The 24,913-nt window shown below is 42.8% G+C and carries 23 protein-coding genes, 1 tRNA gene and 1 other RNA gene; 14 read left to right on the top strand and 11 right to left on the bottom strand.

Features of this window, described 5'->3' with window-relative positions; translation table 11 throughout:
• Positions 1–69: 69 nt before the first annotated feature.
• Entirely contained in the window at positions 70–816 is a 747-nt protein-coding gene (locus CMAQ_RS03190) for a hypothetical protein (protein WP_156769822.1), read from the bottom strand.
• Between the two features lie 206 nt (positions 817–1,022).
• Between CMAQ_RS03190 and acnA the strand changes: the two genes are divergently transcribed.
• A complete protein-coding gene (acnA, locus tag CMAQ_RS03185; RefSeq protein WP_012185687.1) occupies positions 1,023–3,710 on the top strand; it encodes an aconitate hydratase AcnA in 2,688 nt (895 codons plus the stop codon).
• On the opposite strand, the gene CMAQ_RS03180 is transcribed toward acnA, so the two are convergent.
• The 3 genes from CMAQ_RS03180 to CMAQ_RS03170 form a co-directional block, all read right to left on the bottom strand.
• Positions 3,707–4,384, bottom strand: a complete 678-nt coding sequence (locus CMAQ_RS03180) for a hypothetical protein (protein WP_048062645.1) — start codon at positions 4,382–4,384, stop codon at positions 3,707–3,709. The two genes, acnA and CMAQ_RS03180, sit on opposite strands and share 4 nt — an antisense overlap.
• Positions 4,385–4,424: 40 nt before the next feature.
• Entirely contained in the window at positions 4,425–4,856 is a 432-nt protein-coding gene (locus CMAQ_RS03175) for a CBS domain-containing protein (RefSeq protein WP_012185685.1), read from the bottom strand.
• Between the two features lie 67 nt (positions 4,857–4,923).
• Positions 4,924–5,859, bottom strand: a complete 936-nt coding sequence (locus tag CMAQ_RS03170) for a substrate-binding domain-containing protein (protein WP_012185684.1) — start codon at positions 5,857–5,859, stop codon at positions 4,924–4,926.
• Positions 5,860–5,922: 63 nt separating this feature from the next.
• Between CMAQ_RS03170 and CMAQ_RS03165 the strand changes: the two genes are divergently transcribed.
• Together CMAQ_RS03165 and CMAQ_RS03160 are read left to right on the top strand one after the other, a co-directional pair.
• Positions 5,923–6,285: a NifB/NifX family molybdenum-iron cluster-binding protein gene (locus CMAQ_RS03165; protein ID WP_012185683.1), complete on the top strand. Its 363-nt coding sequence runs from the start codon at positions 5,923–5,925 to the stop codon at positions 6,283–6,285.
• Position 6,286: 1 nt separating this feature from the next.
• Positions 6,287–6,859: a hypothetical protein gene (locus CMAQ_RS03160; RefSeq protein WP_048062644.1), complete on the top strand. Its 573-nt coding sequence runs from the start codon at positions 6,287–6,289 to the stop codon at positions 6,857–6,859.
• Here the strand turns inward: CMAQ_RS03160 and CMAQ_RS03155 are convergent.
• Together CMAQ_RS03155 and ffs are read right to left on the bottom strand one after the other, a co-directional pair.
• The gene (locus CMAQ_RS03155; protein ID WP_048062897.1) at positions 6,849–8,729 is read right to left on the bottom strand and encodes an ATP-dependent DNA helicase; all 1,881 of its coding nucleotides are present in this window, start codon (positions 8,727–8,729) and stop codon (positions 6,849–6,851) included. The two genes, CMAQ_RS03160 and CMAQ_RS03155, sit on opposite strands and share 11 nt — an antisense overlap.
• Positions 8,730–8,900: 171 nt before the next feature.
• Positions 8,901–9,222, bottom strand: an RNA gene (ffs, locus tag CMAQ_RS10540) — signal recognition particle sRNA.
• 117 nt (positions 9,223–9,339) lie between these two features.
• On the opposite strand from ffs, the gene CMAQ_RS03150 reads away from it, so the two are divergent.
• From CMAQ_RS03150 to CMAQ_RS03140, 3 genes are all read left to right on the top strand, one after another.
• Complete coding sequence (locus CMAQ_RS03150; RefSeq protein WP_232203799.1) at positions 9,340–10,464, top strand: glycosyltransferase family 2 protein; 1,125 nt, start codon at positions 9,340–9,342, stop codon at positions 10,462–10,464.
• Between the two features lie 23 nt (positions 10,465–10,487).
• Positions 10,488–11,057, top strand: a complete 570-nt coding sequence (locus tag CMAQ_RS03145) for a hypothetical protein (RefSeq protein ID WP_048062643.1) — start codon at positions 10,488–10,490, stop codon at positions 11,055–11,057.
• Positions 11,058–11,486: 429 nt separating this feature from the next.
• The gene (locus CMAQ_RS03140) at positions 11,487–11,888 is read left to right on the top strand and encodes a roadblock/LC7 domain-containing protein (protein WP_012185678.1); all 402 of its coding nucleotides are present in this window, start codon (positions 11,487–11,489) and stop codon (positions 11,886–11,888) included.
• Positions 11,889–12,059: 171 nt separating this feature from the next.
• Here CMAQ_RS03140 and CMAQ_RS03135 read toward each other — a convergent pair whose 3' ends face one another.
• The 4 genes from CMAQ_RS03135 to CMAQ_RS03120 form a co-directional block, all read right to left on the bottom strand.
• Positions 12,060–12,677, bottom strand: a complete 618-nt coding sequence (locus CMAQ_RS03135) for a coiled-coil domain-containing protein (protein ID WP_012185677.1) — start codon at positions 12,675–12,677, stop codon at positions 12,060–12,062.
• 82 nt (positions 12,678–12,759) lie between these two features.
• Positions 12,760–12,871: transfer RNA gene (locus tag CMAQ_RS03130), tRNA-Thr, on the bottom strand.
• Positions 12,872–13,507: 636 nt separating this feature from the next.
• Complete coding sequence (locus tag CMAQ_RS03125) at positions 13,508–14,239, bottom strand: TRM11 family SAM-dependent methyltransferase (protein ID WP_048062642.1); 732 nt, start codon at positions 14,237–14,239, stop codon at positions 13,508–13,510.
• Between the two features lies 1 nt (position 14,240).
• Positions 14,241–15,290: a DUF373 family protein gene (locus CMAQ_RS03120; protein WP_012185675.1), complete on the bottom strand. Its 1,050-nt coding sequence runs from the start codon at positions 15,288–15,290 to the stop codon at positions 14,241–14,243.
• 108 nt (positions 15,291–15,398) lie between these two features.
• On the opposite strand from CMAQ_RS03120, the gene CMAQ_RS03115 reads away from it, so the two are divergent.
• Both CMAQ_RS03115 and CMAQ_RS03110 read left to right on the top strand, forming a co-directional pair.
• Positions 15,399–15,923, top strand: a complete 525-nt coding sequence (locus tag CMAQ_RS03115) for an SLOG cluster 4 domain-containing protein (protein ID WP_012185674.1) — start codon at positions 15,399–15,401, stop codon at positions 15,921–15,923.
• An 87-nt stretch (positions 15,924–16,010) separates the two neighbouring features.
• Complete coding sequence (locus tag CMAQ_RS03110; RefSeq protein ID WP_012185673.1) at positions 16,011–17,087, top strand: FAD-dependent oxidoreductase; 1,077 nt, start codon at positions 16,011–16,013, stop codon at positions 17,085–17,087.
• Here the strand turns inward: CMAQ_RS03110 and upp are convergent.
• On the bottom strand, positions 17,084–17,743 hold the full coding sequence (gene upp, locus CMAQ_RS03105; protein WP_012185672.1) for a uracil phosphoribosyltransferase: 660 nt from the start codon (positions 17,741–17,743) through the stop codon (positions 17,084–17,086). The genes CMAQ_RS03110 and upp overlap by 4 nt on opposite strands.
• Before the next feature lie 137 nt (positions 17,744–17,880).
• Here upp and CMAQ_RS03100 point away from each other — a divergent pair, with 137 nt between their 5' ends.
• From CMAQ_RS03100 to CMAQ_RS03075, 6 genes are all read left to right on the top strand, one after another.
• The gene (locus CMAQ_RS03100) at positions 17,881–18,534 is read left to right on the top strand and encodes an RraA family protein (protein WP_198002083.1); all 654 of its coding nucleotides are present in this window, start codon (positions 17,881–17,883) and stop codon (positions 18,532–18,534) included.
• A 158-nt stretch (positions 18,535–18,692) separates the two neighbouring features.
• Positions 18,693–19,847, top strand: a complete 1,155-nt coding sequence (locus CMAQ_RS03095) for a radical SAM/SPASM domain-containing protein (protein ID WP_012185670.1) — start codon at positions 18,693–18,695, stop codon at positions 19,845–19,847.
• Between the two features lie 41 nt (positions 19,848–19,888).
• Positions 19,889–21,385, top strand: a complete 1,497-nt coding sequence (gene pheS, locus CMAQ_RS03090) for a phenylalanine--tRNA ligase subunit alpha (RefSeq protein WP_012185669.1) — start codon at positions 19,889–19,891, stop codon at positions 21,383–21,385.
• Positions 21,386–23,029, top strand: coding sequence for a phenylalanine--tRNA ligase subunit beta (gene pheT, locus CMAQ_RS03085; protein WP_012185668.1), 1,644 nt, complete (start codon positions 21,386–21,388; stop codon positions 23,027–23,029).
• A 10-nt stretch (positions 23,030–23,039) separates the two neighbouring features.
• Positions 23,040–23,759, top strand: a complete 720-nt coding sequence (locus CMAQ_RS03080; RefSeq protein ID WP_012185667.1) for a glycerophosphodiester phosphodiesterase — start codon at positions 23,040–23,042, stop codon at positions 23,757–23,759.
• Positions 23,760–23,820: 61 nt separating this feature from the next.
• Positions 23,821–24,882, top strand: coding sequence for a DUF8196 domain-containing protein (locus tag CMAQ_RS03075; RefSeq protein WP_012185666.1), 1,062 nt, complete (start codon positions 23,821–23,823; stop codon positions 24,880–24,882).
• Positions 24,883–24,913 lie beyond the last annotated feature (31 nt).

Raw genomic sequence — 24,913 nt, 5'->3', positions numbered from 1 at the left:
TTTTAAACGTTAACCAATCTTAAGAGCAACTAAACTCGTAACGTAGTATTAAAGGATGCAATGGTGAAGCTACCTAGTGAGCAGGGGGATTAGGAGAAGGAGTAGCATTAGAATTATTGACTCAATAAGACTACCCCAGCCTATCCTCCTGATCCTTAACCTAACCTCACTAGTATTAAGCTTACTTTCCCATAATGCGTGAATAGCCCTTATGGTGGGTTCAATAAGTGGTATGAAGTAGTAAATATTGAGGTTAAGGTAATTCACCACTAGGTAAGTCACCGGTACTAGTGATGCTGACCAAACCACTGAGGAGACCCAGGGTTTAATTGACCTAAACGGTAACTTACCCTCAACGTAGGTTGATGAGAAGGCATGGTAGGCTAACCAAACAGTACTAATGTAGAGGATTGTAGGGTGAATTAAGCCACCCATCATTATGTACCAAGGTAAGTAAACTGAAGCCATTAGAACTGTACCAGTTATGTTAGCCACCGTGCTCCTACCCTTTCCTCTAATGGCCTCAATAATGAAGATTAAGAGGAATATTAATGAGGGTATAATCCACATTAAATCATACCCAGTATAGAGTAAGTAAGAGTAAGGTAGTATATTAATCATAAGTAATACGTAGTCAATGAACCTTGGCCTCGATATTAACCTTAAGTGAACTCTCGTTAAGCTCATTATATTAAGTAACGCAAGCATAAACACTAAAGTAATCCTAAGTGGGTTAAATGATGTATTGAGCGTAATTAGGGAGATTAATGATAGAATATACGTGGTGGCTAATGCCGAGACCGCCCCACTATCCATGTGCCTTACCTTCTGTGTGGAGTGGACGCGCATTACGCCGACTACCCTGGGTTAATCATATGTATTACCTAAGATACTGGGGACTTGAAAGCAATGAGTAAGGTCACTAAATCAACTGTTAAGCTTCCTGTATAATTTTAAACTAGCTTACCGTTGAATTAATCTTAGGATCGGTAATTTTTTAAGTACCCTAAGGTTGAGGCCCTATGAGCATTAGCGTTAAGGACCTTGGGATCATTAAGGAGCAGTGGAGTTCACCAGTGGGTAAGTTAAGTATTTGGAACATAGGTAGGTTTGAGGAAATCGGGTTCAAGGTCTCTAAATTACCTATAAGCATTAGAATACTCCTAGAGAGTGTGGTTAGGAATTATGATGGTAGGGTTGTTAAGCTGGAGGATATTGAATCCTTACTTAAGTGGGATCCAAAGGCTCAGTACCCTAAGGAAATACCCTTCATACCCGCTAGGTTGATACTACAGGACTTCACCGGTGTCCCACTTGTAGCCGACTTAGCAGCCATGAGGGATGCAGTGGCTAAGTTAGGTAAGGATCCCAAGGTAATCAATCCCCTTGTCCCAGTGGACCTGGTTATTGACCACTCTGTTCAAGTGGATTACTTCGGTGTGTCGGATGCATTAAGGTTAAACATGGAGCTTGAGTTTGAGAGGAATAGGGAGAGGTACGTTTTCCTTAAGTGGGCTCAATCAACATTCAGTAACTTCAAGGTAGTACCCCCTGGTAAAGGTATAATACACCAGGTTAACATAGAGTACTTAGCCAAGGTGGTTTTCGTTAATCAAAACAATGCCTCAGCTTACCCAGATACTGTGCTAGGCACGGATAGTCACACAACCATGGTTAGCGGCATCGGTGTATTGGGTTGGGGTGTGGGTGGTATTGAGGCTGAGGCGGTTATGCTTGGTCAACCACACTACATAACGATACCACAGGTTGTTGGGGTTAAACTGGTGGGTGAACCAAGGGAGGGGGTTACTGCAACTGATATAGTTCTTAATATTACTGAATTCCTAAGGAAGAGGAATGTGGTTGGTAAGATAGTTGAGTACTATGGCCCAGGTATTAAGGCTCTCCCCGCCTGGGATAGAGTTACAGTATCCAATATGGCTCCTGAATACGGTGCAACAACAGGCTTGTTCCCGGTGGATGAATTAACGTTAAGCTACTTAAGGTTAACTGGTAGGGATGAGGCTCACGTTAAGCTTGTTGAGGATTACCTTAAGCATGTTGGCTTATTCTACACTGATGATTATGAACCAGTCTTCAGCGAGAGCTATCAGTTTGATTTAAGTGAAGTGGAGCCGGTGATAGCTGGTCCAAGGAATCCTGATGAGAAGATACCCCTCAAGGCAGCTAAGGCAACTGTATCTAAGCTGATTAATGAATACGCCAACAGTAGGGGTGGTAAGAGGAGTAGCATCGTGGATTTAGGGGATTTGAAAGCCAACTTAACGGATGGGGCTGTTGCCATTGCTGCAATAACAAGCTGCACAAACACCAGTAATCCAACGGTACTAATTGGCGCTGGCTTAATGGCTAAGAAGGCTGTGGAGAAGGGACTGAGGACTAAGCCATGGGTTAAGACAAGCCTAGCCCCAGGTTCAAGGGTTGTGACTGATTACTTAACCGCAGCCGGGTTAATGCCCTACCTGGAGGCCTTAGGCTTCCACGTAACCGGGTATGGGTGCACAGTATGCATAGGTAATACAGGTCCCCTACCTGAACCCGTGGCTAAGGCGATTAGGGAGAATGATGTATACACTGTGGCTGTGCTGAGCGGTAATAGGAATTATGAAGGTAGAATACACCCATTGGTTAAGGCAGCTTACTTAGCCTCACCAATGCTTGTGGTTGCGTACGCATTGGCGGGTAGGATTGATGTGGATTTCGATAATGAACCACTGGGCTACGACCCAAATGGTAAGCCTGTTTACCTGAGGGATATTTGGCCAAGTATTAGTGAAGTTAATTCAATAATAAGAAGCACCGTGGTTCCTGAATTATTTAAGAGGAAGTACGCTGATGTATATAAGGGTGATGAATTATGGGAGGGCTTAAAGGCCCCCAGTGGTTTACTTTACCAATGGGACCCCTCGTCAACATACATAAGGAGACCACCCTTCTTCGATAACATTACCCCAGAACCACCGCCGCTTAAGGACATTAAGGGTGCTAGGATACTGCTGTTGCTTGGGGATAAGATAACCACTGACCATATTTCACCAGCCGGTTCAATACCGTTAGATAGCCCAGCGGCCAAGTACCTAATAGAGAGGGGCGTGAAGCCTGAGGAATTCAACACGTATGGGGCTAGGAGGGGTAATCATGAAGTTATGGTTAGGGGTGGGTTCAGTAATATTAAGCTTAAGAACTTCATGGTGAATAAGGATGGTGGATACACTATTCATTGGCCTGACGGTAAAGTCATGACCGTCTACGAGGCTGCAGTCCAATACCAAAGTGAGGGTGTACCCTTAGTGATATTTGCCGGTAAGCAGTATGGTTCAGGCAGTAGTAGGGATTGGGCGGCTAAGGCAACACTACTCCTAGGTGTTAAGGCTGTTATTGCTGAGAGCTTTGAGAGGATTCATAGGAGCAACCTAGTGGATATGGGTGTGTTACCCATACAATTACCTGAGGGGGTAAGTTGGAGGAGCCTTGGGTTAACGGGTAATGAGGTAGTTGATGTAATTGGTATTGAGGAGGGTCTTGAACCAAGGAAGAGACTTAAGATCAGGGTTACGAAACCTAATGGTGAGGTTAAGGAGGTTGAGGCCATTGCCAGGTTGGATAATGAAGTTGAGGTTGAGTACTATAAGCATGGGGGAATACTACCCTATATGCTTAGGAGGATCGCATTAAGTGATGGACGTTAAATTAAGCCTAATTCAGATTCAATGGAAATTATTAGGGAGTTTACAACATGGCTTGTTGTTAAGGATTCACCATTAGCTAAGCTAAAAACCCTCCTGGCTAAGGCCCTAGCCACTTCACTTGAACCCTTAGGCATTCCACCAATCATAACCACTGCTCCACCATTCTTAATTATTAACCTAGCTAATTCAGTAACCTTAATGGGTTCACCATCCCTCTCAAGAAGTATAATGAGGGATTCATTCATTGACTCAACCAGTTCACTGATTGAGACATCCATGAACCTAAGCAACCACTTACCACTGGGGGGTACTGAACCATGCTTAAATAACTGCTCCATTAATCCAAGGAAATTAAAGTAATTCTGAGGTGGCCTCTCACCTGGGGCAACCTCAATGACTCTACCAGTCACGGTGTGAATGTAAACTGTTAACATACCTCTTTTAGCAAGTAAACTATTTAATGAATCCAGGAGAAACTTGTGAACAATATCTGGTCTACCCCTACTCTCCTTACCCTTAAGCTTACTCATGGCCTTGAAGTGAAGGGCCTTATCAAGGGGCATGTAGATTGGGTCCCTGCCAAGCCTTCTAGCCGTCTTGACAATCCCCTTATCGTTCCTTAATTCAGGGGGTATTGGCTCTAGGGCTGCGTCAACAAGTATGAGTTTAAGCATCAATGGCATTGCTGCCTTTAGTGAATAAACCTAACACCGCCTACTCTCTAACAGGTGGATGGGGACGGAGTCTGGCTAATGAATCAATAACCTCCTTCTCCTTTAAAAGATCCCTAATTGATATTACACTCACAACCCTATTATCATCATCAATAACCACCACGTGCCTAACCTGCCTCTCATTCATTAACCTTGCAACAGTGGTGATGTAATCATAGTACTTAACTGAGACTATATTACCCATTGTCCCCACTTGCTCCACAGTGGCCTTACTAATATCAATACCCTTAGCCAATGCCCTGATCACATCCCTCTCACTTATGACTCCCAGGACCTTTTTATTCTCAGGGGAATCAACAATAACCACCAGTCCTACGTTATTATCTGCCATGAGTTTAATAGCCTCCATTACTGGGGAACCAACCTTAATGACTATTGGACTTTTCCTAGTTATTAATTCTGAAGCCTTCACGTGTTTACTGAGTGGCGTTATTTTTAAACTTAATCCCTATTATTAATCAAGTTAATATGTAAATTTATCAATGGTTTAATTCTATAATTTGCCCAATATCACTACCTATTAAATAACCCTTAATGTTAAGGCCCCTTAACCCCCTTAAGGCCTCTAGAAGCTGCTGAGCCTCATCGATTGAATCCCTCCTCACAACTATATCATAGTCCTCCTGCGTAATCTTAATGAAACCTAAACCCCATTTTTCAGCATGATACTGCGTTATGAAGCCGTAATCAGCTTCACCTCTTATTATAGCCTTAGCCACATCATCATGAGTCCAGGCAACCCTACTAAGTGATTGCGGGTTACTGATGCTCATTCTCCTTAACCATAATTCACTAAGTAGCCTCGTTCCTGAACCAGGATTCCTCTTAACCATTATTAACCTACCCTTCCTAACCCCATCAATGAGGTCCTTAAGGCTCATTGAACCCAACCCCTCCCTGTACCCTATTCCAATAACCCTACCATAACCCCTTACCAGGGTTAACTCATCTAGTACCCCAAGTGCCTTAAGTAAGCTTAGGTTGCTACCGTATATTGAAGATAAGTGCACCCCAGCTACCTGGGCCTTATTCATAAGCAGCATTGATAAACCATTCATTGACCCAACCCAAGTCACTGAGGCGTGATTATCTAGAATGTAGGAGAGGAGTTCATCATGACTACTGGCTACTATTAACCTGCCCCTTAAGTCACCTTCACTGAAAGTCAGCAGGAGTTCCTCACCAAGCTTTGTTAATCTACTATAACCACCGCCTGAACCACCCCTAATACCCTCCACTAAAGCCTCTGATAACGCGACCTCAGCCTCCTTAATTAGTCTAAAGGCTGTGGAGTAGGGTATGTTGAGTAGTTTAGCTGCCTTGCTTAATGAACCATACTTCTTTATTAACTTAAGTAATTCAATGACCTCAATCCTAATGTCAACACCCCTAAACCTAACAATCCTACTGCTCATTAATACTCTTAGCTTTAAATAAACTAATGCAGTGTTTATAAATCCAAGCCCAATTACCCCCTAATGATAGTGTGCACCACGGTTAATGATGACTACAGGGTTGAGGTATTCTCAAAGGCTACTAAACTCATATTAATGGATACTAATAGGAAGATAATACACGTTGAGGATAATCCAGCATTACTTAGTACAAGCAAAAGACCCACAGTGGCTAATAGGTGTGTTGAGCTTGGGGCGGACGTGGTTATCGCCGCTCACGGCTCAGTATGCTACCCATCCTACCGCATATTGAAGCAGCATAACGTGAGAATCTACGTTACTGAACCAGGCTCAGACTTAAGCAGTGTTAACGTAACACCCATTAACCAGTGGGAGGTTCTTTACTCAAGTATAGTAGCAGTACTTGAGAGGCTGAGTGGGCATTAACATGGCTACCGCCATAGTGGTTATACCGCCATTTAAGGATACTGGATTATTAAGTAGGGTAATTGAGTACATGGAGCACAGCCTCAGTGAGGCTGGTTTAAGTAACGTAGTGTTCTGCGGCCCATTAAGGAATGTTAAGGTCACTGGATCGGTTACCTTAGCAATGTATATTGATTATACGTATAAATCATCCAGGGGGTTACTAGACTCATGTATTGAAACTAATGTGCAACCACCCCTGGTGCTGATTAGGGGTAGTCAACCCTACTTAAGTTCAGAAACCTACGCCGAGGCACTCTGGGCTTTAAACTCCTTTAATAGGCCTATAGTGGTGTTATCCAGGGGTGGGAGGGGGTTAAGTACACCCATCTTATTATCAAGTGTTAGGTTATTGAAGAGGATTATGAGGCTTAATTCTAGGTTTAAGCTCGCCAGCGCCATGGTTAGGTTCCTTATTGAGAATAAGAGGGATGTACTGCTTGTTGAGTCTAAGGATGAGTGCCTTGGCGTTAGGTTAAGCTCCTCTGCTTGCTTGAGTAGGATTAGCGTATTGAATAATTACCTCACTGATTAGTGTTTATTGAGGTGAACTCCCTAAGCATGCTTATTAACTCGTCCTCATTTGAGGCAACCTCAATGTTAGGTAGGTAATTCGTCATCTCCCTCCAAATTACTGGATTATCCCTGAACCTATAATCCATTAATATTATGAAGACCCTATCCTTATCTGACCTAAGCCCCCTGCCTATGGCTTGCTTAACCTTAACTAAGGCGTTCCATGTGTAGACGGCGTGCCATGCGTCATCGTAATTAGCCCTTGACTTAACCACATCCACTAGCCCATTCATGAAGTCGTTCGGCTCAGGGTAAGGTACACCAACTATAGCCACGGCATCTATGTAATTAACATCATTGAACCTGAACTCAATGCCCTCAACTAACTTACCTCCAGCCACAGCCAGTATTAATTTATGTGGATTAACTTTAATTGACTCTAGAACATCCTCTATGGTTGTTGTACCTATCTCAACAATTAAGTCAACTCCATGCCTAATATACTTCCTAGTAGCCTTAAGGGTATCGTACGATGGGAAGACGGCTAATACACCATGCTTTACCGCATCATATATGCTTATCAGTGCTTGAGCAATCCTACTGTACTGCTCCTCACTCCTCTCAGTATACTTCGTGGTAACTTCACCGTAAACAACAGCCTTAACATTAGAGGACTTAACGTACTCAGTTAACCCAATCCTCAACTCACTAACCTTAACCTTAACCCCAAGTAGACTTGTGAAGAGCCTTGTAGGCGGCATCGTACCGCTCATAACTATGAAACTGTAGGCATTATTCATTACCCCTGAAGCCGCCGCTGATGGATCCATTAACCTACTTACAATAGCCTTACCATCATTACCCATGGATAGGAAGAGCGCCTTATCCTTAGGCATCTTAATTACTGACCTATAGAAATCAATAATATCACTCAATGGGGTACCGGCAAGAAGAATACCCCTACTCCTCTTACTGGCTAAAACCTCACTGGAGGCTTCAGTCAAGTATTCAATATCATTGAAGTACTCCAGGATCTTACTTGAATCAACCCTACGTTCACCCTGCTCACTCACGTCGTTGAATAAGTCCCTGAAGAGGGCTCTAATCGATGCCAAGGCCCTTAATGCACCTGCCTTAACGTTAACATCATTCACAAATCTCTTAACATCAGATAAGGCCACCTTAACCATGGCCTCAGTCAAGTACTGGGTGTTTAAGTCAAGTATGGCGTAGGGGAGGTTATGTGCCTCATCAATTATAAGTATTGATGACTTTAAGTCAACGTCAACCACCTCGGGAGCGTTTAGGGAGAATAAGTAGTAGTAGGATAGTATTATAACCCTTGACTCATCTATAAGCATCCTTGATGCATCATAAGGGCACACACCTAACTTGCACACTGACTTAACGTACTCACCCGGTGACTCTAAGCCAGCCACAGTATCCATGAATAAGCTACTATCTACCCCATTGCTCTTCAACTTAACGTAGTAGTTACATTCCCCCGTCCTCTTCAAGTAATTACACTCCATTAGGAAGTCCCTGTAGGGTAACCTGGATGTTGATGAAATACAACACATTCTGGCCCTATTCCTAATTAGGACATAAGGTATGAAGACTCCCCTAATCTTAAGCATCCTACTCAACTCCCTCATGGGTGCAGCAGCCTGATTATTAGTCCTAATCATGTAAATAATCTTAATAGGCTCACCCTCACTGTAGGCTAAGGCAGCAGCCAGGGCTGCTGCAGTCTTACCCACACCAGTGGGTGCCTCAACCACAATACCCTTACCCTCCCCTAGGTTACTGTATATGAAGTCCGCAATCTTAGCTTGAAGAGGCCTCCAACCAACGTACGGTAAGTACTTACTCACCTTAGTATTAATCATTAGACCAGCGTTAAGGTGCACCACGCTTTAAAAACCTATGGTTCAGTACCTTAATCTCAATTAAAACCGTAAACCTTACCTCATCATTAAAGGGAACTCTGTTTAAAGGGGTTGGCACCATGATAATTACCTTTCATCCTTACAGGAACCTAATCAGGGGTATCAAGATTAACATGGGCCCAACCCCCACCCCACCACCGACTAGTCTCAGCCGTAGCCATAGGCCCATGCTCAGGCCAGTGGACCCCTGAACACGCCCACCCCGGCTTAGGGCCGCTCCCTCCCGGGCCTAACCCGGTTCACCGGAACCCCACTACCCACAGCCCTACGGCTGTAGGCGTGGGTGATGGGCGTCTCAGGGGGCTGGCCTTCATAGCGGTGCCCATGGCCCGACACTGGGCTAATCAGTAGCGGGGTGGAGTTTCGGCCCCCGTTCACCTACGGCCCCCTTTAAGAGGGGGAGGGGTGGCGCCCCTCCAGGCCCGGCCCAGTTGTAATGGGAAGTGGGCTTTTTAACTCTTACTTATTCGGAAACCAATATAGTTTATCTTAAACTATTTATGAGTATTGGTTTGAGGAAAAACTATTAAAGTACCCTTGCCTATTGCTAATGGAGTTAAGGATGAGTGATGCACCTGATGCATCAATAATAGTACCAACACTTAATGAAGCTGGTAACGTAGGTAGGCTTATTGAGGAATTAGCCAGTAACCTTAAGGGCATTAACTATGAGGTGGTAATTGTTGATGATGGATCAACTGATGGAACCGTTAAGGTTGCTGAGGAGACTGCTAAGAAGCTTGGGGTTAATCTTAAGGTTATTGAGAGGGGTAGGAGACTTGGATTATCAAGCGCAGTGATTGATGGTGTAAAGGCCAGTAGAGGGGGTATTATTGTTGTAATGGATGCTGATTTACAACACCCACCATCAGTAGTGCCTAAGCTTATTGAGGCCGTTTCAAACGGCGCTGATTTAGCCGTCGCTTCTAGGTACATTAATGGTGGCGGCATAGCAGGTGATTGGCCCCTCCTTAGGAGGATAATAAGCCGTGGGGCAGTTACCCTAGCCCACATACTAGTGCCCACAGCCAGGGATGTTAAGGACCCTGTCTCAGGCTTCTTCGCAGTGAAGAGGAGTGCCGTATGCATAGATAAGCCCCATGGTGACTACAAGATCCTCCTCGACATACTCGCCCTCTGTAGGGTTAGGAGGATAGTGGAGGTTCCCTACGTTTTTAGAACCAGGGAGGCTGGCTCATCTAAGCTAGGTACTAGGCAAATAATAAACTACGTTAAGCAGATTGCCTCAATATCACTGAGTCTGCTTTCCCTAAGTGGTTATAGGCCCATTAAATTCGCCATTGTCGGCGCAATAGGCCTAGTTGTCTCAGAACTGGTGCTTCACGTATTCTGGAGGATACTTGGGTTAGCGTACTTCATATCCCTCATACCAGCTATTGAGGCGGGTATTGCTAATAACTTCACCCTAAATAAGGTGTGGACGTTTAAAGACAGGTCAGTGGGTTACTGGGTGGGGTTAGGTAAGTATCATGTGGCTAGTTTAACCGGAACAGCGGTGACGTATGCTGTAACGAACCTGCTTCACTACGGCCTAGGCGTAAATGGTTACGTAGCATACGTAATAGGTGTTATATTCGGTTTCATAGCCAACTACATTATGGCCGAGGTCTACGTCTTCAAATACCGGCGCACGGGCACTGATAATAACCTTTAAAAACATCAACATTATTGATGCTTGTGGCCAACAATAAGAGGGGTGGGTGTGATCCAGTGAGTATTAGGCTTGAGGCTGAGGACTTTAGACTATGGTACACTAAGTTCAGAGATGTTATAAGTGACTTAAGTCTAGTTAGGAGAGTATCCTCAATAGTCTACAATCTCCTTAACCAAGGCTGCAGTGAGGAGGAGGTGATTAATGCTGTTGAGGATATTTTAAGGAACCTTAACGTGAATCCATTAATGATTAAGAGGGGTGAATTCCAGGGACTTAGAGGCGACGTAGTTGAGGTTTTAAAGGTAATATTCCCAAATGCAGTACAGGAGACTAAACCACCCTTCTTTATCAGTGAGGAGGATGATAGGAGTAGGAGTCAGCAACCTCTAGTTACTAGGCAGGTGAGGAAAACTGTTAGGCGTACTTTAAGAATTAGAAGCATCGAGATGCTTTCCTGGATAATACTAGGAGTATCCTCAATTACAGCGGTAGTATCTCTGGTAATTAACAATAAGTTAATACTAGGTGTAAGTTCATCACTAGCTTTAATATTCCTCATAGTGGCATTAATGGCGCACATACGCATGATATAAGCCAATTATGATTATTCATCGATGCTTGTGAACGCTTATGAATACTTATTTATGCTGCATCATTTTTAAATTACCTAAACACTCTTTCAGCGGTAAATGAATTATTAACATGGGGACTAGAAATCAAGAATAGAGGCATAGGTAGGTGTCGATAAGAAGTAACTAGACTTAAACCCATTGATCCAACCTACCTCAGTCAGCTTAATTGTAACCACCAAGCAGCAAAACTATGGATCAATTATCGGCATTACCACTTACTTTAAAGCCCACCCTTTAGATGACTAAACGCTAAGACATGCATGCTAATAAGCACTAAGATAAGACATAGCGAATTCAGGAATTAGCGCCAGTTATTTAGACGAGGTCTTAAATGATGCTTTAAGTTAAATTTATCTAAAAGTAATTAAAGTCAGTATCAGTAGTACCTTAGTGAAGCAGGGGAAGGGACTAGTTAATGGGCTTAATGACTTACTTGAGTCTTACTTGAGGGATATGGAGGGAGATGTGGTAAGTGTAGTGGTATCGGATATTAATGGTTTACCAATAGCATATAAGACTGTAATTAACCTGGATATTAATTCATTATCAGCATTATGCGCCTTAACCATTAATCACATGCGGAAGATCAGCGGTGAGACTAAGTTAGGTGATGTTGAATACGCAATAGTAAGCTACAGTGGCTACGTACTTTACATTGAGTATATTTACGGTGACTTACTACTCATGGTGGTTGCTAATAATAATGCTAACATGGGTTTAATAACATATGTAACAGGCAAGTATGCTGAGTACATAAGTAATTTAATAAAGTCCACAAAGGATTCTAATTAATACCCTATTCTCACCTAACTCACTTCTCGGTATTCAATATAGTAACCGGGAATCAGCGCATTAAGGGTTACACCTCACCTAGCTATGCAACCTAGGAATCTAAGTAGTAATACCTTATCATTAATTACCGGCCTTTTCGGAATATCCTTAAGATCATGATTATTCTTCATCCTAATGGCTACTTTTCGCTACTGCTTCTACTAATGCATCTATCCTCCTATTTGTTTCATCTATACGCTTATTAATGCGCTCCTCCATGCCTCCTATTAACTTTAAAACTTCATCAATCCTCCTATTAGTATCCCCTATCCTCCTACTGATATCATCAATCCTCCCACTAATGGCATCAATTCTTACGCTTAATGCCCTACCGACATCATCAATCTTAGCATTTAACGACTTATCAACGCTATCAATCTTAGCATTTAATGACTTATCAATAGCATCTATATTAGTATTTAATAAATCCATACGCTTATTGATACGTTCCTCCATATTCCCCATTAGCTTTAGTATCTCGTCAATCCTCTTATTAGTCTCATCAATCCTCCTATAAACATCGTTAATTTTAGCATCTATTTTAACGTCAAGTGAGTCAATGCGCTTATTTAATGCATCAGCCATGGCGTCTAGCCTCTTATTCGTTTCATCAATCCTCCTATTGGTTTCACGAAACATCCCAATCATTAAGACAACTAAATCCTCAATACTCAGTTTCTTACCGTCCTCAATTTTCTTAAGTACGGTCTCCAAGGCCTTATCAACAATAGAGCCAACAATAGACTCCACAGTAAATTAAAAGGCAATTGGTTAAAAATCTTCCTAACCTAATGCACACTTAGCAATTAAATAATATGGCAATAGAGTTCAATGGAGCCCCGGCCGGGATTCGAACCCGGGACCTCCCGCTCGCCTGGATCCTTACAAGGCTTACGCGGGGTAAGCGACCCCTGGGCGCTCCAACCAGGCTGAGCTACCGGGGCTTCATGGTTTTTTAGGTAAGTGATTTTAAGGTTTTCTCCCAGAGGGATCATGTATTAATTGAAAGATAATCTTCAAGTTTATCAGTAGGCTCATAAACACTCACTCATCGTTTTAGCTCAGCTTCATCATCAACTCCACCATTGCCTAAAACCTCAAGTAGTTTAAAATTATTGCGTTTTTCAGCATGTTTACCACCTTTCTCCTGTTTCGGCTCATTGTTTAAAACGGCTTACTCTACAACCCCTATACTAATAATTTTATTAGACCCAATGAGGGAGTGTTTATTTACTAAAGGCTGATGGATCCCTGAGGAGCATGAAGTAAAACGAAATTAAAATAAGTATGTGAGGTTGCTTAATTTACCCTCAAGTATTCCTCAATGAGGAATAAAAACTATGAGTAACACTAATAAGCTGTAACTGAACTCGAACCCGAATATAACCTCCCCTTGCCTTAAAGAGTTGAGCTATGTTGAGGAACTTCTTGCATTAGCCCTTTGGTGCAAGTTAATGGTTTATAGTTCACTTAAACATGGAAACAAGGGAATTACCTAAATTAAACTTAACCACCACTAATGATGGCTTTAGTACATAAAGCAAAGGATTGAATTTATTCTTTTACTGATTCATTAATCTTTAACCATTATCCTTGCTTAAACATAGGATGAACCTTGATAATGCCCCATGAACATGATCAACACCTATGCAGTATGCGTTTAAGTTCAATGAAGTGGCTTCATCAATAACTACGTCCAGTAAGTATGAGGGAAGCGTCATTACAATACTACCACCCTTAGCCAGTAATTCAATGACTGATTCAAGGAACCTAATGTAGAGGTTACTGAGCCTTGACTCTGTCCTAAACACCCTATTGAATGGTGGATCTGTTACCACTGCCTTAATTGAACCAGGCCTAATAGGCATCATTAATGCGTTGCAGACTAGATCACTCATACTCTTAACATCACACCCAATTGCACGTATTCCTAATTCCTCAGCTATCCTAGGTATTGTACCTACCCCAGCGAACGGGTCTATTAATGGGCCGTCGATGACACCGGTTAGGTTAATCATGAGTAATGCGTGAAGTGGATTCAAGTGAGGTGAATCCTTCCTAACACTACCCAGTATTGTCTTAATTAAGGTGGGCTTATACTTAACTCCGTTAACCACCATTTCCTTAACTAAGGCTGCTCTATTAATGACTCCTAACAATTGCTCAAGCCCACTGCTGGTGTTTACCTTAGCCCAACCATCCCCACATTCAACATTACCTGAATTTAATCCACTTAACTTAATCAGTATTCTTAATTCTAGGCACGCTAACTCAGTGCCCATTAGCCTCTTTAATTTAATGAGTGCCTCCATTTCACCGTTCAATACTAATCCTCCTCATATGCCTCCTAATCACGAATATTACAGCTAGCACCAGTATGTTGATTAATACGTATATTATGAGGAATAGTATGAATGATGCTATGTTGAAGCCGGGTACTATTATTGAGGATAATCCGGTTAAGGGTGATATTAATGAAATTGACGCTATGTATCCATAGGGTATTCTGTGGCTTTTTGAGTAAGTCTCTATAACTAATACTGCCACTAATGCACCATATATTATTCCTATAATTTCAGGTAGGGTTAATGGCTTCCCTATTAAGATCATGTAGGGGTTAGTCCTCAGTATGGGTGAGTATATGTTTATGTACATGGCTAGTATAACTATGGTTACCAGTATTGTGAAGAATGTGACTTCATAACGCCTTATGAATAATATGAGTGGCCTATATGCGTTAAAGGCTATGAAGAGTAACACTACGCCAATTAATAGTGATAAGGATGAAGCTATCATGGGCTTAATTGATTGAGGAATCAGAAGCCATATCCCGTAAAGCATAACCACCAGTCCAGGTAAACCCAACGTGTATTGCCTCCACCCTGGTTCAAGAAAAGCCTTCCTAAGGTAATACCTAGTTAACACAGCGAAATCCTCAACACTCCTAGTCTGTTTAACAACAATCCTCTTAACAGATATCACTGTTCTCCTTGATTGTATTAGGGGAAGCACCACTTCATCGGAGGGGCCGTCTGAGACAAGTATTATGCCGTCAGCATTAAAGACGCTTAAAACCTTATCTAACTCAGCCATAACCTTCAAGTCAGCCTCAACATCACTATCACTACTACCAGTTACTAAGGCAACCTCAATGTTATTACCGTATATTGGCCTTAAACTATCGTAAACCCTAATAGCCCCAAATATGGCGTTTGCATCAGAATCATCAGGGTATCTAACTATGAAATCCACCCCAACCTTAAGAACCTCATCCCTACCAATAACTGGAGTCTTAACACCAAGCCTCTCCCCAACATCATTATCCCTATCTACACAAAGCACCAGTATCTTCTCTTCAGCCATTACTACGTCATCTACTTATTCTTCTACCTTAATAAATCTGATGTTAAGAGGAGTGAATGATTTAGGAAATGAGGCAATACTTTATACCACCCATTTACTTAACGCAGCATGCAGGTGGCCATTGCAGCCCACAGTGGTGAATACAGGGATGAGCATGTTAAAGCCGTTAAGGATGTTATAGATGGCTTAACCCAATGTAAACCCACCATACTTCTAGGCGGCTACTGGGGATTAATGAGGGTTGTGGCTGATGAAGCCATCTCAAGGGGGTTAAGGGTCGTGTTAATACTGCCTATTGAGAACGAGAACATTGAGGCCCCTAAGGATGCTGTAATCGTGAGGACTGGTATGGAGTTTAGGGAAAGGTCAGTGGTGTTAGTTAGGAGTAGTGATTCACTTATAGCTATTGGTGGGGCTGTTGGAACAATAATGGAGGCGCTTTTAGCATACGCCATGGGTAAACCAACCATAGTGCTTAAGGGCACGGGTTTCCCAACGGATAGACTTGAGTTAGCCTTCCCAGATTACGTTGATGATAGGAGAACCTCCAGGATACTTTACGTAACTAATCCCCGTGAAGCCGGTAAGTTAGCTTGTATTTCAAGTGGAATTCAGGTTAAGGAACAGGGATGAGGTTTCATCTAGGTATATAAAATGAACATAATACTGAATTAAAGGTCGTGTGAAAAACATTAAAAATAGTGAAACAGAGCCTAATTCATGAAGTTTGCATTGAAGTGTAGTCCAGGTCAGAAGATCAGTAAGAGGCAGGGGAAGGTGGCTATAATTGGGGCTGGGCCGGCGGGCCTGGGTGCGGCTGGTTACTTAATATGCAAGGGGTATGATGTGGATGTCTACGATAGGATGCCTGAACCAGGTGGAATGACGCTCTTCGCAATACCCAATTGGAGACTACCTTGGAATAACATTAGGGCTGGGGTGAGGGAACTTAGGGAACTGGGTGTTAACTTCTTCAGTAATGTTAAGGTTATTTGCGATGAAGAGTACAGTATTGAGGGTGATCAGTTCGTTAAAAGTAAGATTCACTTGGAGGAGTTGATTGATAAATACGACGCCTTAGTAATAGCCACAGGGACTTGGGAATCCAGGAGGCTTAAAATCCCTGGGGAGAATCTTAAAGGATCATACCTAGCCCTCGATTACTTATTCAGAATATACGCAAGCCAACATGGTTACTTACCTAAATCTGAAGTTTTTAAAACAGGCCTAAAGTCCATGGTGGTTGGGGCTGGTTTAACCGCTGTTGATGCTGCAATAGAGTCTCAATTAGAGGGGGCTAAGGAGGTTTACTTATCCTACAGGAGGACCATAAACGAGGCCCCTGCCGGTAAGGCTGAGATAAATAGGTTAATTCAAAGGGGGGTTAAGCTCCTTGAATTAACACTACCGGTGGAGGTTAATGGTAAGGAGTACGTTGAGGCTGTTAAGATGATTAAAATGAGGCTAGGTAAGCCGGATGCCTCAGGTAGACCTGCCCCAGAGCCAATACCTGGTTCTGAATTCATACTCAACGTAGATACCTTAATATCAGCGGTTGGTGAAATACCAACACCACCCATGAGGAAGGAGTGCTGCGGTGTGAAGTTAAGGCAAAACGGCACCATAGATACTGATGCCCAAGGTAGAACAACCAGGCTCGGTGTCTTTGCGGCTGGCGACGTAACAAATGGCCCGACTTTAATTGGTAAGGCATTGTCCCACGGCATGAGGATAGCGCAATCCGTTGAGGCATTCCTTGAGGCTGGGGGTAAGAAGGGGAGTAGTTGGAGATCCTAGGCTTCACCGTAGGCCCTATCCCCAGCGTCCCCAAGCCCAGGTACAATGAATCCCCTCTCATTCAACTCAGGGTCAACGGCAACTAGGTAAACGTCAATATCCGGGTACTTGGCTAGTACCCTATCTATGGCGTACCTAGTGCCTATTACGTGAACTGTAATAGTTCTCTTAGGTTTACCATGCCTATACACTATGTTTAAGGTGGATAATATTGTTGACCCGGTGGCTAACATTGGGTCAACCACAATTAACGTATCGTCACCATGTATTTCAGGAATCCTATAGTAACCGACATCTATTTGAAACTCCATTGAACCAGGCACATGAGTATTCTCAACCCTCCTGGCGCTAACAACACCTATTCTAGCCGCTGGGAAGGCCTTAAGAAGACCCTCAACCATGGGCATTGCCGCCCTAAGTACCTGAACTATTATGACCTTATCAACATCCTTAATCCTAATCCCCCTAGCCTTAACACCAAGGGGTGTCTCAACCTCCACATTATAGGTTTCAAAGGACTTAATTATCTCATAACCCACTAACCTACCAAGCCTAACCAACCCCTTCCTAAACTCAATTTGGCCCGTCCTCTTATCCCTAAGTGTTGTTAATATGTCCTGGGCCAGGGGATGATCAACAATTATCACCCTCCCCATGAATTACCAATGCAGTTGCCTCCAGGCCCTTTTTAAGGATGATACTGTGTTTAAAGCCGAGCAGGTGAATTTAACGAAATTAAATCTAGGTAAAGTATTTAATGAAATTAATACTGAAGCAGTTAAGGTGGATCCCAGTGAACTTCGAGTACTTAAGTAGAGTACTCTACTCACCAGTTATTTCAGATGCATTGGATGAATTAGGCATTTATAATCATGCATTACCAAGTTACATACTTCCAATTAACCCTGATTACGTGGTTATGGGGTATGCATACCCAATGTACGTTGGTGAAGCCAATGACCCTAACCCAGATAACCCTTATGAGGGACTAATTGAAGCTGTGGATGCAGTTCCAGAGGATTCAGTAATCGTTATTGAGGTTGAGGAGACTATTAGAGGTAGGACTGCTGTTTGGGGTGAATTAACAAGCACTGCAGCAATGGCTAGAGGTGCTAGGGGTGTTGTTGTGCATGGTTTAATTAGGGATGTTAACCAGGTTTTAAGACTTGGATTCCCAGTGTTCGCAGTGGGTAAAACGCCGTATGATATTAAGGGTAGGGGTGAGTTTAAGGGTCATGGAATTGAGGTAACCGTGGGTGATGTGAGGGTTAAGGTGGGTGACTTAGTTTTCGGCGACATTAACGGCGTAGTCATAGTACCTAAGGAAGTTATGAGTGAAGTCATTAATAGGGCTATTGAGAAGGTGAATAGGGAAAGCACCGCTAAGAGTGAGTTAAGAAGAGGCGCCTACCTTAAAGACATATGGGGTAAGTACAAGGTTCTTTGAAAACCAGTAGCAGGGTCAGCGGTAATTAAGATGAATTACCTATGATTGCACTAATGTATTATCAGTATATTCATTTATTAATACATTTATTAAAGTAAAGTTGCAAAATATTTTTTAACCGGAATGTTATTAAAAACAGTTGAGATAGGTGAATTAACTTGACCAGTGAATTAATTAAGGATATGGGGTTAATCTTCCTCACAGAGTGCCCTGCAACACCATTAACTCACATCCTGGCGCTTAATACCGGAGACTACACTGAGAGTCTTGTTAAGTCACTTGGTTCAGGTAATCCAGTGGATGCCACCCTTTACTTAACCAGGGCATGCAACCTCAGGTGCGCTACCTGTTACGTATCAGCCTCAAAACCATTACCCAATGAACTTAATGCTGGTGAATGGATAAGGGTTGTGGATGAGTTGGGTAAATTGGGGGTAAGGTACCTTTACTTACTTGGAGGTGAACCCCTCCTTCTACTTAATAGGGGTTTACTAGACATAGTTAAGAGGGGTAAGGAGAATGGTATGATTGTTTCCCTAAGCACTAATGGAACCTTAGTAAGCGAGGAGGCTGCAGTTAAGTTAAGGGATTCAGGGGTGGATCAGGTTCAAGTGAGTCTTGATGGGCCTAATCCAGTGATTAATGATGCTATTAGGGGTCATGGATCCTTCAGTAAAGCCATAAACGCTATTAAGTACCTTAAGGATGCTGGGGTAACGGTATCATTATCGTACACGGTCACAATCAGTAATGCTGATTACGTAAAGGACTTCGTTAAACTAGCCTCCGATTTAAAGATTCCTGTGGTAACCTTCATTAGGGTTCAGGAATTCGGTAGGGCTAGCGGAGGGGGCTTAGGTATTAGTAATGAATTAGCCCATGAGGTTTTAATTAAGTTAAGTGAATTAAGTGATGTTAATGTTAAGGTAGTGTACAGTGGCTTTAGGTTCGGGTTACTGAACCTTATGAGTAAAGCTTACCGTGAGACTGAGGGGTTACTTAATGGGCTTAAGGTGGTTAACTATGGTACATGCCCAGCAGGTAGGAGTAGGCTTGTGATTGACTCCAATGGTGATATTTACGGTTGCGAATTATTAATGCGACCGGAGTTTAGGGAAGGTAATGTTAGGCGGGATGAGTTGAGTAAGGTGTGGGTAAGTGGGTTCAAGGCCTTTAGAAACAGAGTACCCAGTCCATTATGTCTTACATGCCCATTCTTTAAAATATGCCGGGGAGGGTGCCCAGCTAGGGTTTACGCTAAGTATGGTTCATTAAATGGCCCTGACCCACAATGCACATTAATGAACAGCTAGGTGTTAAGCTTAATAAGGGTTGGTAAGCGGGGATGTAGAATATGATTGTATTACCACCATTACAGTACAGTATAATTAAAGTGCTGGTTGAGGTTAATGAGCCTATTGACGCAGATTCCTTAGCTAGTAAGGTGGGTAAGAGAACTGAGGACATTATGAGGGATCTTGAGGAACTTAAGGCAAGGGAGTTCATTAGAATTGAATACCGGTTAGTCACGAGGATTGCGTTAACAGACCTTGGTGAAGAGTACTTAAGAATAGGCCTACCTGAGGAGAGGCTCATAGCCCGGTTAAGGGAATTGGGTGGTAAGGCTAACTTAAGTGAGTTAAGTCAATCAATGAATTTAAGTAAGGAGGAGCTCACAGCCGCCTTGGGTAGGCTTAGGAGGCTTAAGGCAGTTAACCTAAGTGGTAGTGTAATTAACTTAACCGGTGATGAGGGTGAATTCAGGAATTACATTAATGAACTTAAAACATTCCTAAACAACATTAAAGGTGAAGTAGAGTACACTGGTGAATTACCTGAATACGTAGAGGAGGCTAGGCGGAGGGGACTTGTTAAGGTTCATCAAGTGAAGAGACTCATAGTGGCTGCGACCCAGGAGGCCTTAAACCTTTATAGGAGTGGTCAATTAACCAGTGCAAGGGTAATAACCAGCCTAACCTCAGCTGACTTAGCCTCAGGTTCCTGGAGGGGCGGGGTCTTTAAGGAATTTGACTTAACGGTGGAGGTGCCTTTAAGGCCTATTAGGCGTAAGCACCCCTTCATTCAGTTCCTAAATCAGGTTAGAGATGAGTTAGTGGCCATGGGGTTTGAGGAGGTTAAGGATGAACACGTTGATGCAGCCTTATGGAACTTCGACACCCTCCTAGTGCCTCAATACCACCCGGCTAGACGTGAAACCGACGTATTCTACGTTGAGAACAAGCTAAAGCCAAGGGAAGCCCCAGGGGAGGTTATGGAGAGGGCTAGTGAGCAGCATAGGTTAGTTTGGTCGTATGAGTGGAGTAGGGATGAGGCCCTTAGGGTACTTTTAAGAACACACACTACACTGGTTACTATTAAGCAGATTTACCATAGGGGGCCGGGGGAGTATAGGTTGTTTTCACTTGATAGGGTTTACAGACCTGATACACCCGATGCCACGCACTTCATGGAGTTTCACCAGCTTGAAGGCATAATAGTGGGTAGGGGGGTTACCTTCAGGAATCTACTGGGCTTCTTCACCGAGCTTGCTAATAGGCTTAGGCTTGGTAGGGTTTACTTTAAGCCGGCGTACTTCCCCTTCACTGAACCGAGCGTTGAAGGTTACGTGAAGCACCCGAAGCTTGGTCAACTTGAGGTTTTCCCCGGAGGCATGTTTAGACCTGAGGTGCTTAGGATAGTTGGCTTAGGTAGTGAGTATAAGGTTGCGGCTTGGGGTGTTGGGATAGATAGGTTGGCAATGGTTGTCCTTGGCGTTGATGATATTAGAACCCTCTACACTAATAATGTTAAGGAAATAGACTCAATGAAGACTCCCATTGGGGTGATTTAAGTGCCGACTATTGAAGTCTCCTTAAGAGACCTATCCTCAATAGCGCGGGTTGATTTAACAATCAGTAGGCTGAGGGAGGTTGTTGAGGTTCTTAAAGGTGAGGTCACTGAGGTTAAGGGTGATTACGCGGCTATTGAGCTTAACTACGATAGACCTGATTTATTCTCAGCTGAGGGGCTTGGGAGGGCTATAGGCATATACCTAGGCTCAAGAAGCATCCCGCAGTACAGTATCAATGGGCCGGTCACTAGGCTGGATATAACTAAGGCGCCGGAGTATAGGCCTTACGCATACATGGCCATTGTAAGGAACGTTGAACTTAATGATGAGGCCATTAGGCAACTCTTTCAGCTTCAGGAGATACTGCATAAGGATTATGGTGGTGACAGGAGACTAGTATCAATAGGCCTATATGACCTTGACACTGTTAAGCCACCCTTCAGTTACGTTGCCGTTAAGGAGGCTACCTATAGGCCATTAGGCTACAGTGAATCCATGACACTTACTGATGTACTTAAGTTAACTGAGAAGGGTAGGGCGTACTCAAGTTTAGTTAAACCTGGGGAGTATCCATTATTAATTGATAGTGAGGGGAGGGTGCTCTCATTCCCACCAATACTTAATGGTGAGGAAACTAAGATAACTGAATCCACTAGGAACGTGTTAATTGATGTAACCGGTATTGAACCTGGGTTAATGAAACACGTATTAAACATTATGGTTACCTCAGTGGCTGAGAGGTCTAGGAATCCCATAATAGAGTCCATTGAGGTTACTGGAAACAGTAGTGAAATCACCCCAAGCCTTAAGTGGATTAAGGTTAACGTTAAGCTAAGGGATGTTGAGGATTTACTGGGCATAAGGCTTGAAGCCAACACGGTTATTAATGTATTAACAAGAATGGGGCTTAAAGCCTCAATCATGGGTGACTCAATTGATGTCCTTGCCCCACCCTATAGGATTGATGTCCACAGTTACGTTGATGTGATAGAGGATGTCGCCATTGGTCTCGGTTACAATAACCTTGAACCAAACCTACCACCATCAACTCACTTTGGCATCAAGCACCCTGTGGAGTACCTAAGCGGTGTTATTAGGGATTTATTACTTGGTATGGGGCTACAGGAGGTGGTTAATTTTAACTTAACCAGTGATGAGGTTATGAGGAATATTGGTTTAGTTAACTTCATTAAATTAAGTAATCCTAAAATTAGGGACTACTCAGCGCTCCGCAGTTCGCTTATACCGTCACTACTCCTAACAGTTAAGATTAATCAAAGGCTTGTTGGTAAACTGGAAGCCTTCGAGGTGGGTGATGTAATTGAGTTAAAGGATAATGAGGCAGTTACCAGCAGGAGGATTGGCATATTACTCATGGGTGATGGATACACATTGACTGATGGATTATCAATAGTTAAGTCACTTCTCAGGGCATTAGGAATGAGCATTAACCTACGCAAATGCAGTAGCAAACCCTTCATACCTGTACGTGCAGTAGAGGTGTTAGTGAATGACACAAGTATCGGATGCATTGGTGAAGTTGACCCAGAAGTACTGGTTAATCTAGGTATTGAGAAGCCTACGGTTATCGGTGAGTTAAACATAGACTTAATGTTAAGTATACTTAAAAACATTCATCAGTAGAGTTAAACCTATGGTATTGATTATTGGACATAGGGGAGCTAGGTGCTGTGCCCCGGAGAATACAATACCATCGTTTAAGATGGCTATTGAAGCCGGTGTGGATGGTATTGAATTAGATGTACATATGACTAAGGATGGTGAACCAGTTGTGATCCATGATGATACATTAGATAGGACGACCACAGGATCAGGCTACGTTAAGGATCACACAACCAATGAGTTGAGGAACCTTGACGCTGGAGTTAAGTTTGATGCAAAGTGGCGTGGAGTCAGGATACCGACTCTTGATGAGGTGCTTAAGGAACTTGGTAATAAAACAAGTTTCGTAATTGAACTTAAACACGGTAGCGACGTATACCCTGGCATTGAGGAAAAGGTACTTAACCTTGTTAGGAAATATAATGTAAGAGCTAAGATAGTGTCCTTTGATTTCGATGCACTTGAGAGAGTTAGGCAGCTTGATGATTCAGTGGAATTAGGATTAATATTCGTAGGTAAGGCCAGGTGGTTTATTGATGCTGCTAGAAAGTTAAAGGCTCAATGGCTTCAAGCAGAGTATACGCTAATTAATGAAAGTGACGTTAATATCGCCCATGAGTCTGGTTTAAAGATTGGCGCTTGGACTGTAAACGATGTTAACATTGCTGTTAAATTAACCAGAATGGGAGTTGATGAAGTAACTACAGATAATCCAAGTCTAATAATAGGAAGCCTTAAGTACCATAAATAATCTTAGCGCCACTCGAGTTGAATGGAAAGGCTTATAAATTATTAATAAAATCTTAATTTCCGTGTCTTTTCGTGATGAGTTTTTGCGTTTGTTGAGGGAGGATGCTGGGTTTAGGGGTGAGGTTATGAGGCTTCTTGGTATTAGTGATGTTAATGCCTCCTTGGCTCGATTAATTGAGTCTGTTAACGCATTAACCAATGCCGTCAACACACTCATTAAGGAGGAGACTGAAACTAGAAGCGAAATAAAGACACTACAAGAAGGACAAAATAAGCTTTGGGAAGCAGTCAAGAACCTACAGGAACAGGTTAAGGCACTTCAAGAAGGACAAAATAAACTATGGGAGGAGGTTAGGAATCTACAAGGGCAAGTCAAGACACTACAGGAACAAGTTAAGGCATTACAGGAGGGGCAGAATAAGCTTTGGGAAGAGGTTAAGGCTTTAAGAGAGGAACAGAATAGGCTCTGGGAGGAGGTTAAAGCATTAAGAGAAGGACAGAATAAACTATGGGAAGTAGTCAAGAACCTACAGGAAGGACAGAATAAACTATGGGAGGAGGTTAAGGCTTTGAGGGAGGTGGAGCAGAGGCATGAGGAGGAATTAAAAGCACTAAGGGAAGAGAATAATAAAATATGGCAAGAAATCAAAGCAATAAAAGAGGAAAATAATAAAATATGGCAAGAAATAAAGGCGTTAAGAGAAGGGCAGGATAAGATATGGAGGGAGATTAGGGGGATTAAGGCTATGCAGGAGAGGATGAGTATTAGTCTTGAGGAGGAGGCTAATGATGTTGTTCAATATTATCTTAAGCAAAGGGGATTAATCATAGTCACCAGTCCAATTCACTTTAACACTAGGTATGAGTTCGACATTTATGGAACTAATGGCCAATTAACCATTATTGGTGAAGCTAAGGTTCGGGCTGGTCCAAAAACCATTCAAAGACTTGTAAGTAGGATTGAGGAATTGGGAAGAATTATGCCTGATAAGTTACCTGGACGGGTAATTAAGGTATTATACTGCATGAGGATTATTCCCAATGCAATTGAGGAAGCTAAGAAGAATGACGTCTGGCTTCTTGAATCAGGCAAGGAGAGATATGCTCCAAGCAGCTTAAGTTAAGAGAATTACATGAATCAATACCTCATCTGAC

The organism is Caldivirga maquilingensis IC-167, assembly GCF_000018305.1.
GTDB classification, from domain to species: Archaea; Thermoproteota; Thermoprotei; order Thermoproteales; family Thermocladiaceae; genus Caldivirga; species Caldivirga maquilingensis.
This window is presented reverse-complemented; position numbering and strand designations above follow the sequence as displayed.

Coding starts and splice junctions, on each gene's coding strand:
- CMAQ_RS03190 (WP_156769822.1), bottom strand. CDS start 816: ATGGATAGTGGGGCGGTCTCGGCATTAGCCACCACGTATATTCTATCA.
- acnA (WP_012185687.1), top strand. CDS start 1,023: ATGAGCATTAGCGTTAAGGACCTTGGGATCATTAAGGAGCAGTGGAGT.
- CMAQ_RS03180 (WP_048062645.1), bottom strand. CDS start 4,384: ATGCTTAAACTCATACTTGTTGACGCAGCCCTAGAGCCAATACCCCCT.
- CMAQ_RS03170 (WP_012185684.1), bottom strand. CDS start 5,859: ATGAGCAGTAGGATTGTTAGGTTTAGGGGTGTTGACATTAGGATTGAG.
- CMAQ_RS03165 (WP_012185683.1), top strand. CDS start 5,923: ATGATAGTGTGCACCACGGTTAATGATGACTACAGGGTTGAGGTATTC.
- CMAQ_RS03160 (WP_048062644.1), top strand. CDS start 6,287: ATGGCTACCGCCATAGTGGTTATACCGCCATTTAAGGATACTGGATTA.
- CMAQ_RS03155 (WP_048062897.1), bottom strand. CDS start 8,729: ATGATTAATACTAAGGTGAGTAAGTACTTACCGTACGTTGGTTGGAGG.
- CMAQ_RS03150 (WP_232203799.1), top strand. CDS start 9,340: ATGGAGTTAAGGATGAGTGATGCACCTGATGCATCAATAATAGTACCA.
- CMAQ_RS03125 (WP_048062642.1), bottom strand. CDS start 14,239: ATGGAGGCACTCATTAAATTAAAGAGGCTAATGGGCACTGAGTTAGCG.
- CMAQ_RS03120 (WP_012185675.1), bottom strand. CDS start 15,290: ATGGCTGAAGAGAAGATACTGGTGCTTTGTGTAGATAGGGATAATGAT.
- CMAQ_RS03115 (WP_012185674.1), top strand. CDS start 15,399: ATGCAGGTGGCCATTGCAGCCCACAGTGGTGAATACAGGGATGAGCAT.
- CMAQ_RS03110 (WP_012185673.1), top strand. CDS start 16,011: ATGAAGTTTGCATTGAAGTGTAGTCCAGGTCAGAAGATCAGTAAGAGG.
- upp (WP_012185672.1), bottom strand. CDS start 17,743: ATGGGGAGGGTGATAATTGTTGATCATCCCCTGGCCCAGGACATATTA.
- pheS (WP_012185669.1), top strand. CDS start 19,889: ATGATTGTATTACCACCATTACAGTACAGTATAATTAAAGTGCTGGTT.
- CMAQ_RS03080 (WP_012185667.1), top strand. CDS start 23,040: ATGGTATTGATTATTGGACATAGGGGAGCTAGGTGCTGTGCCCCGGAG.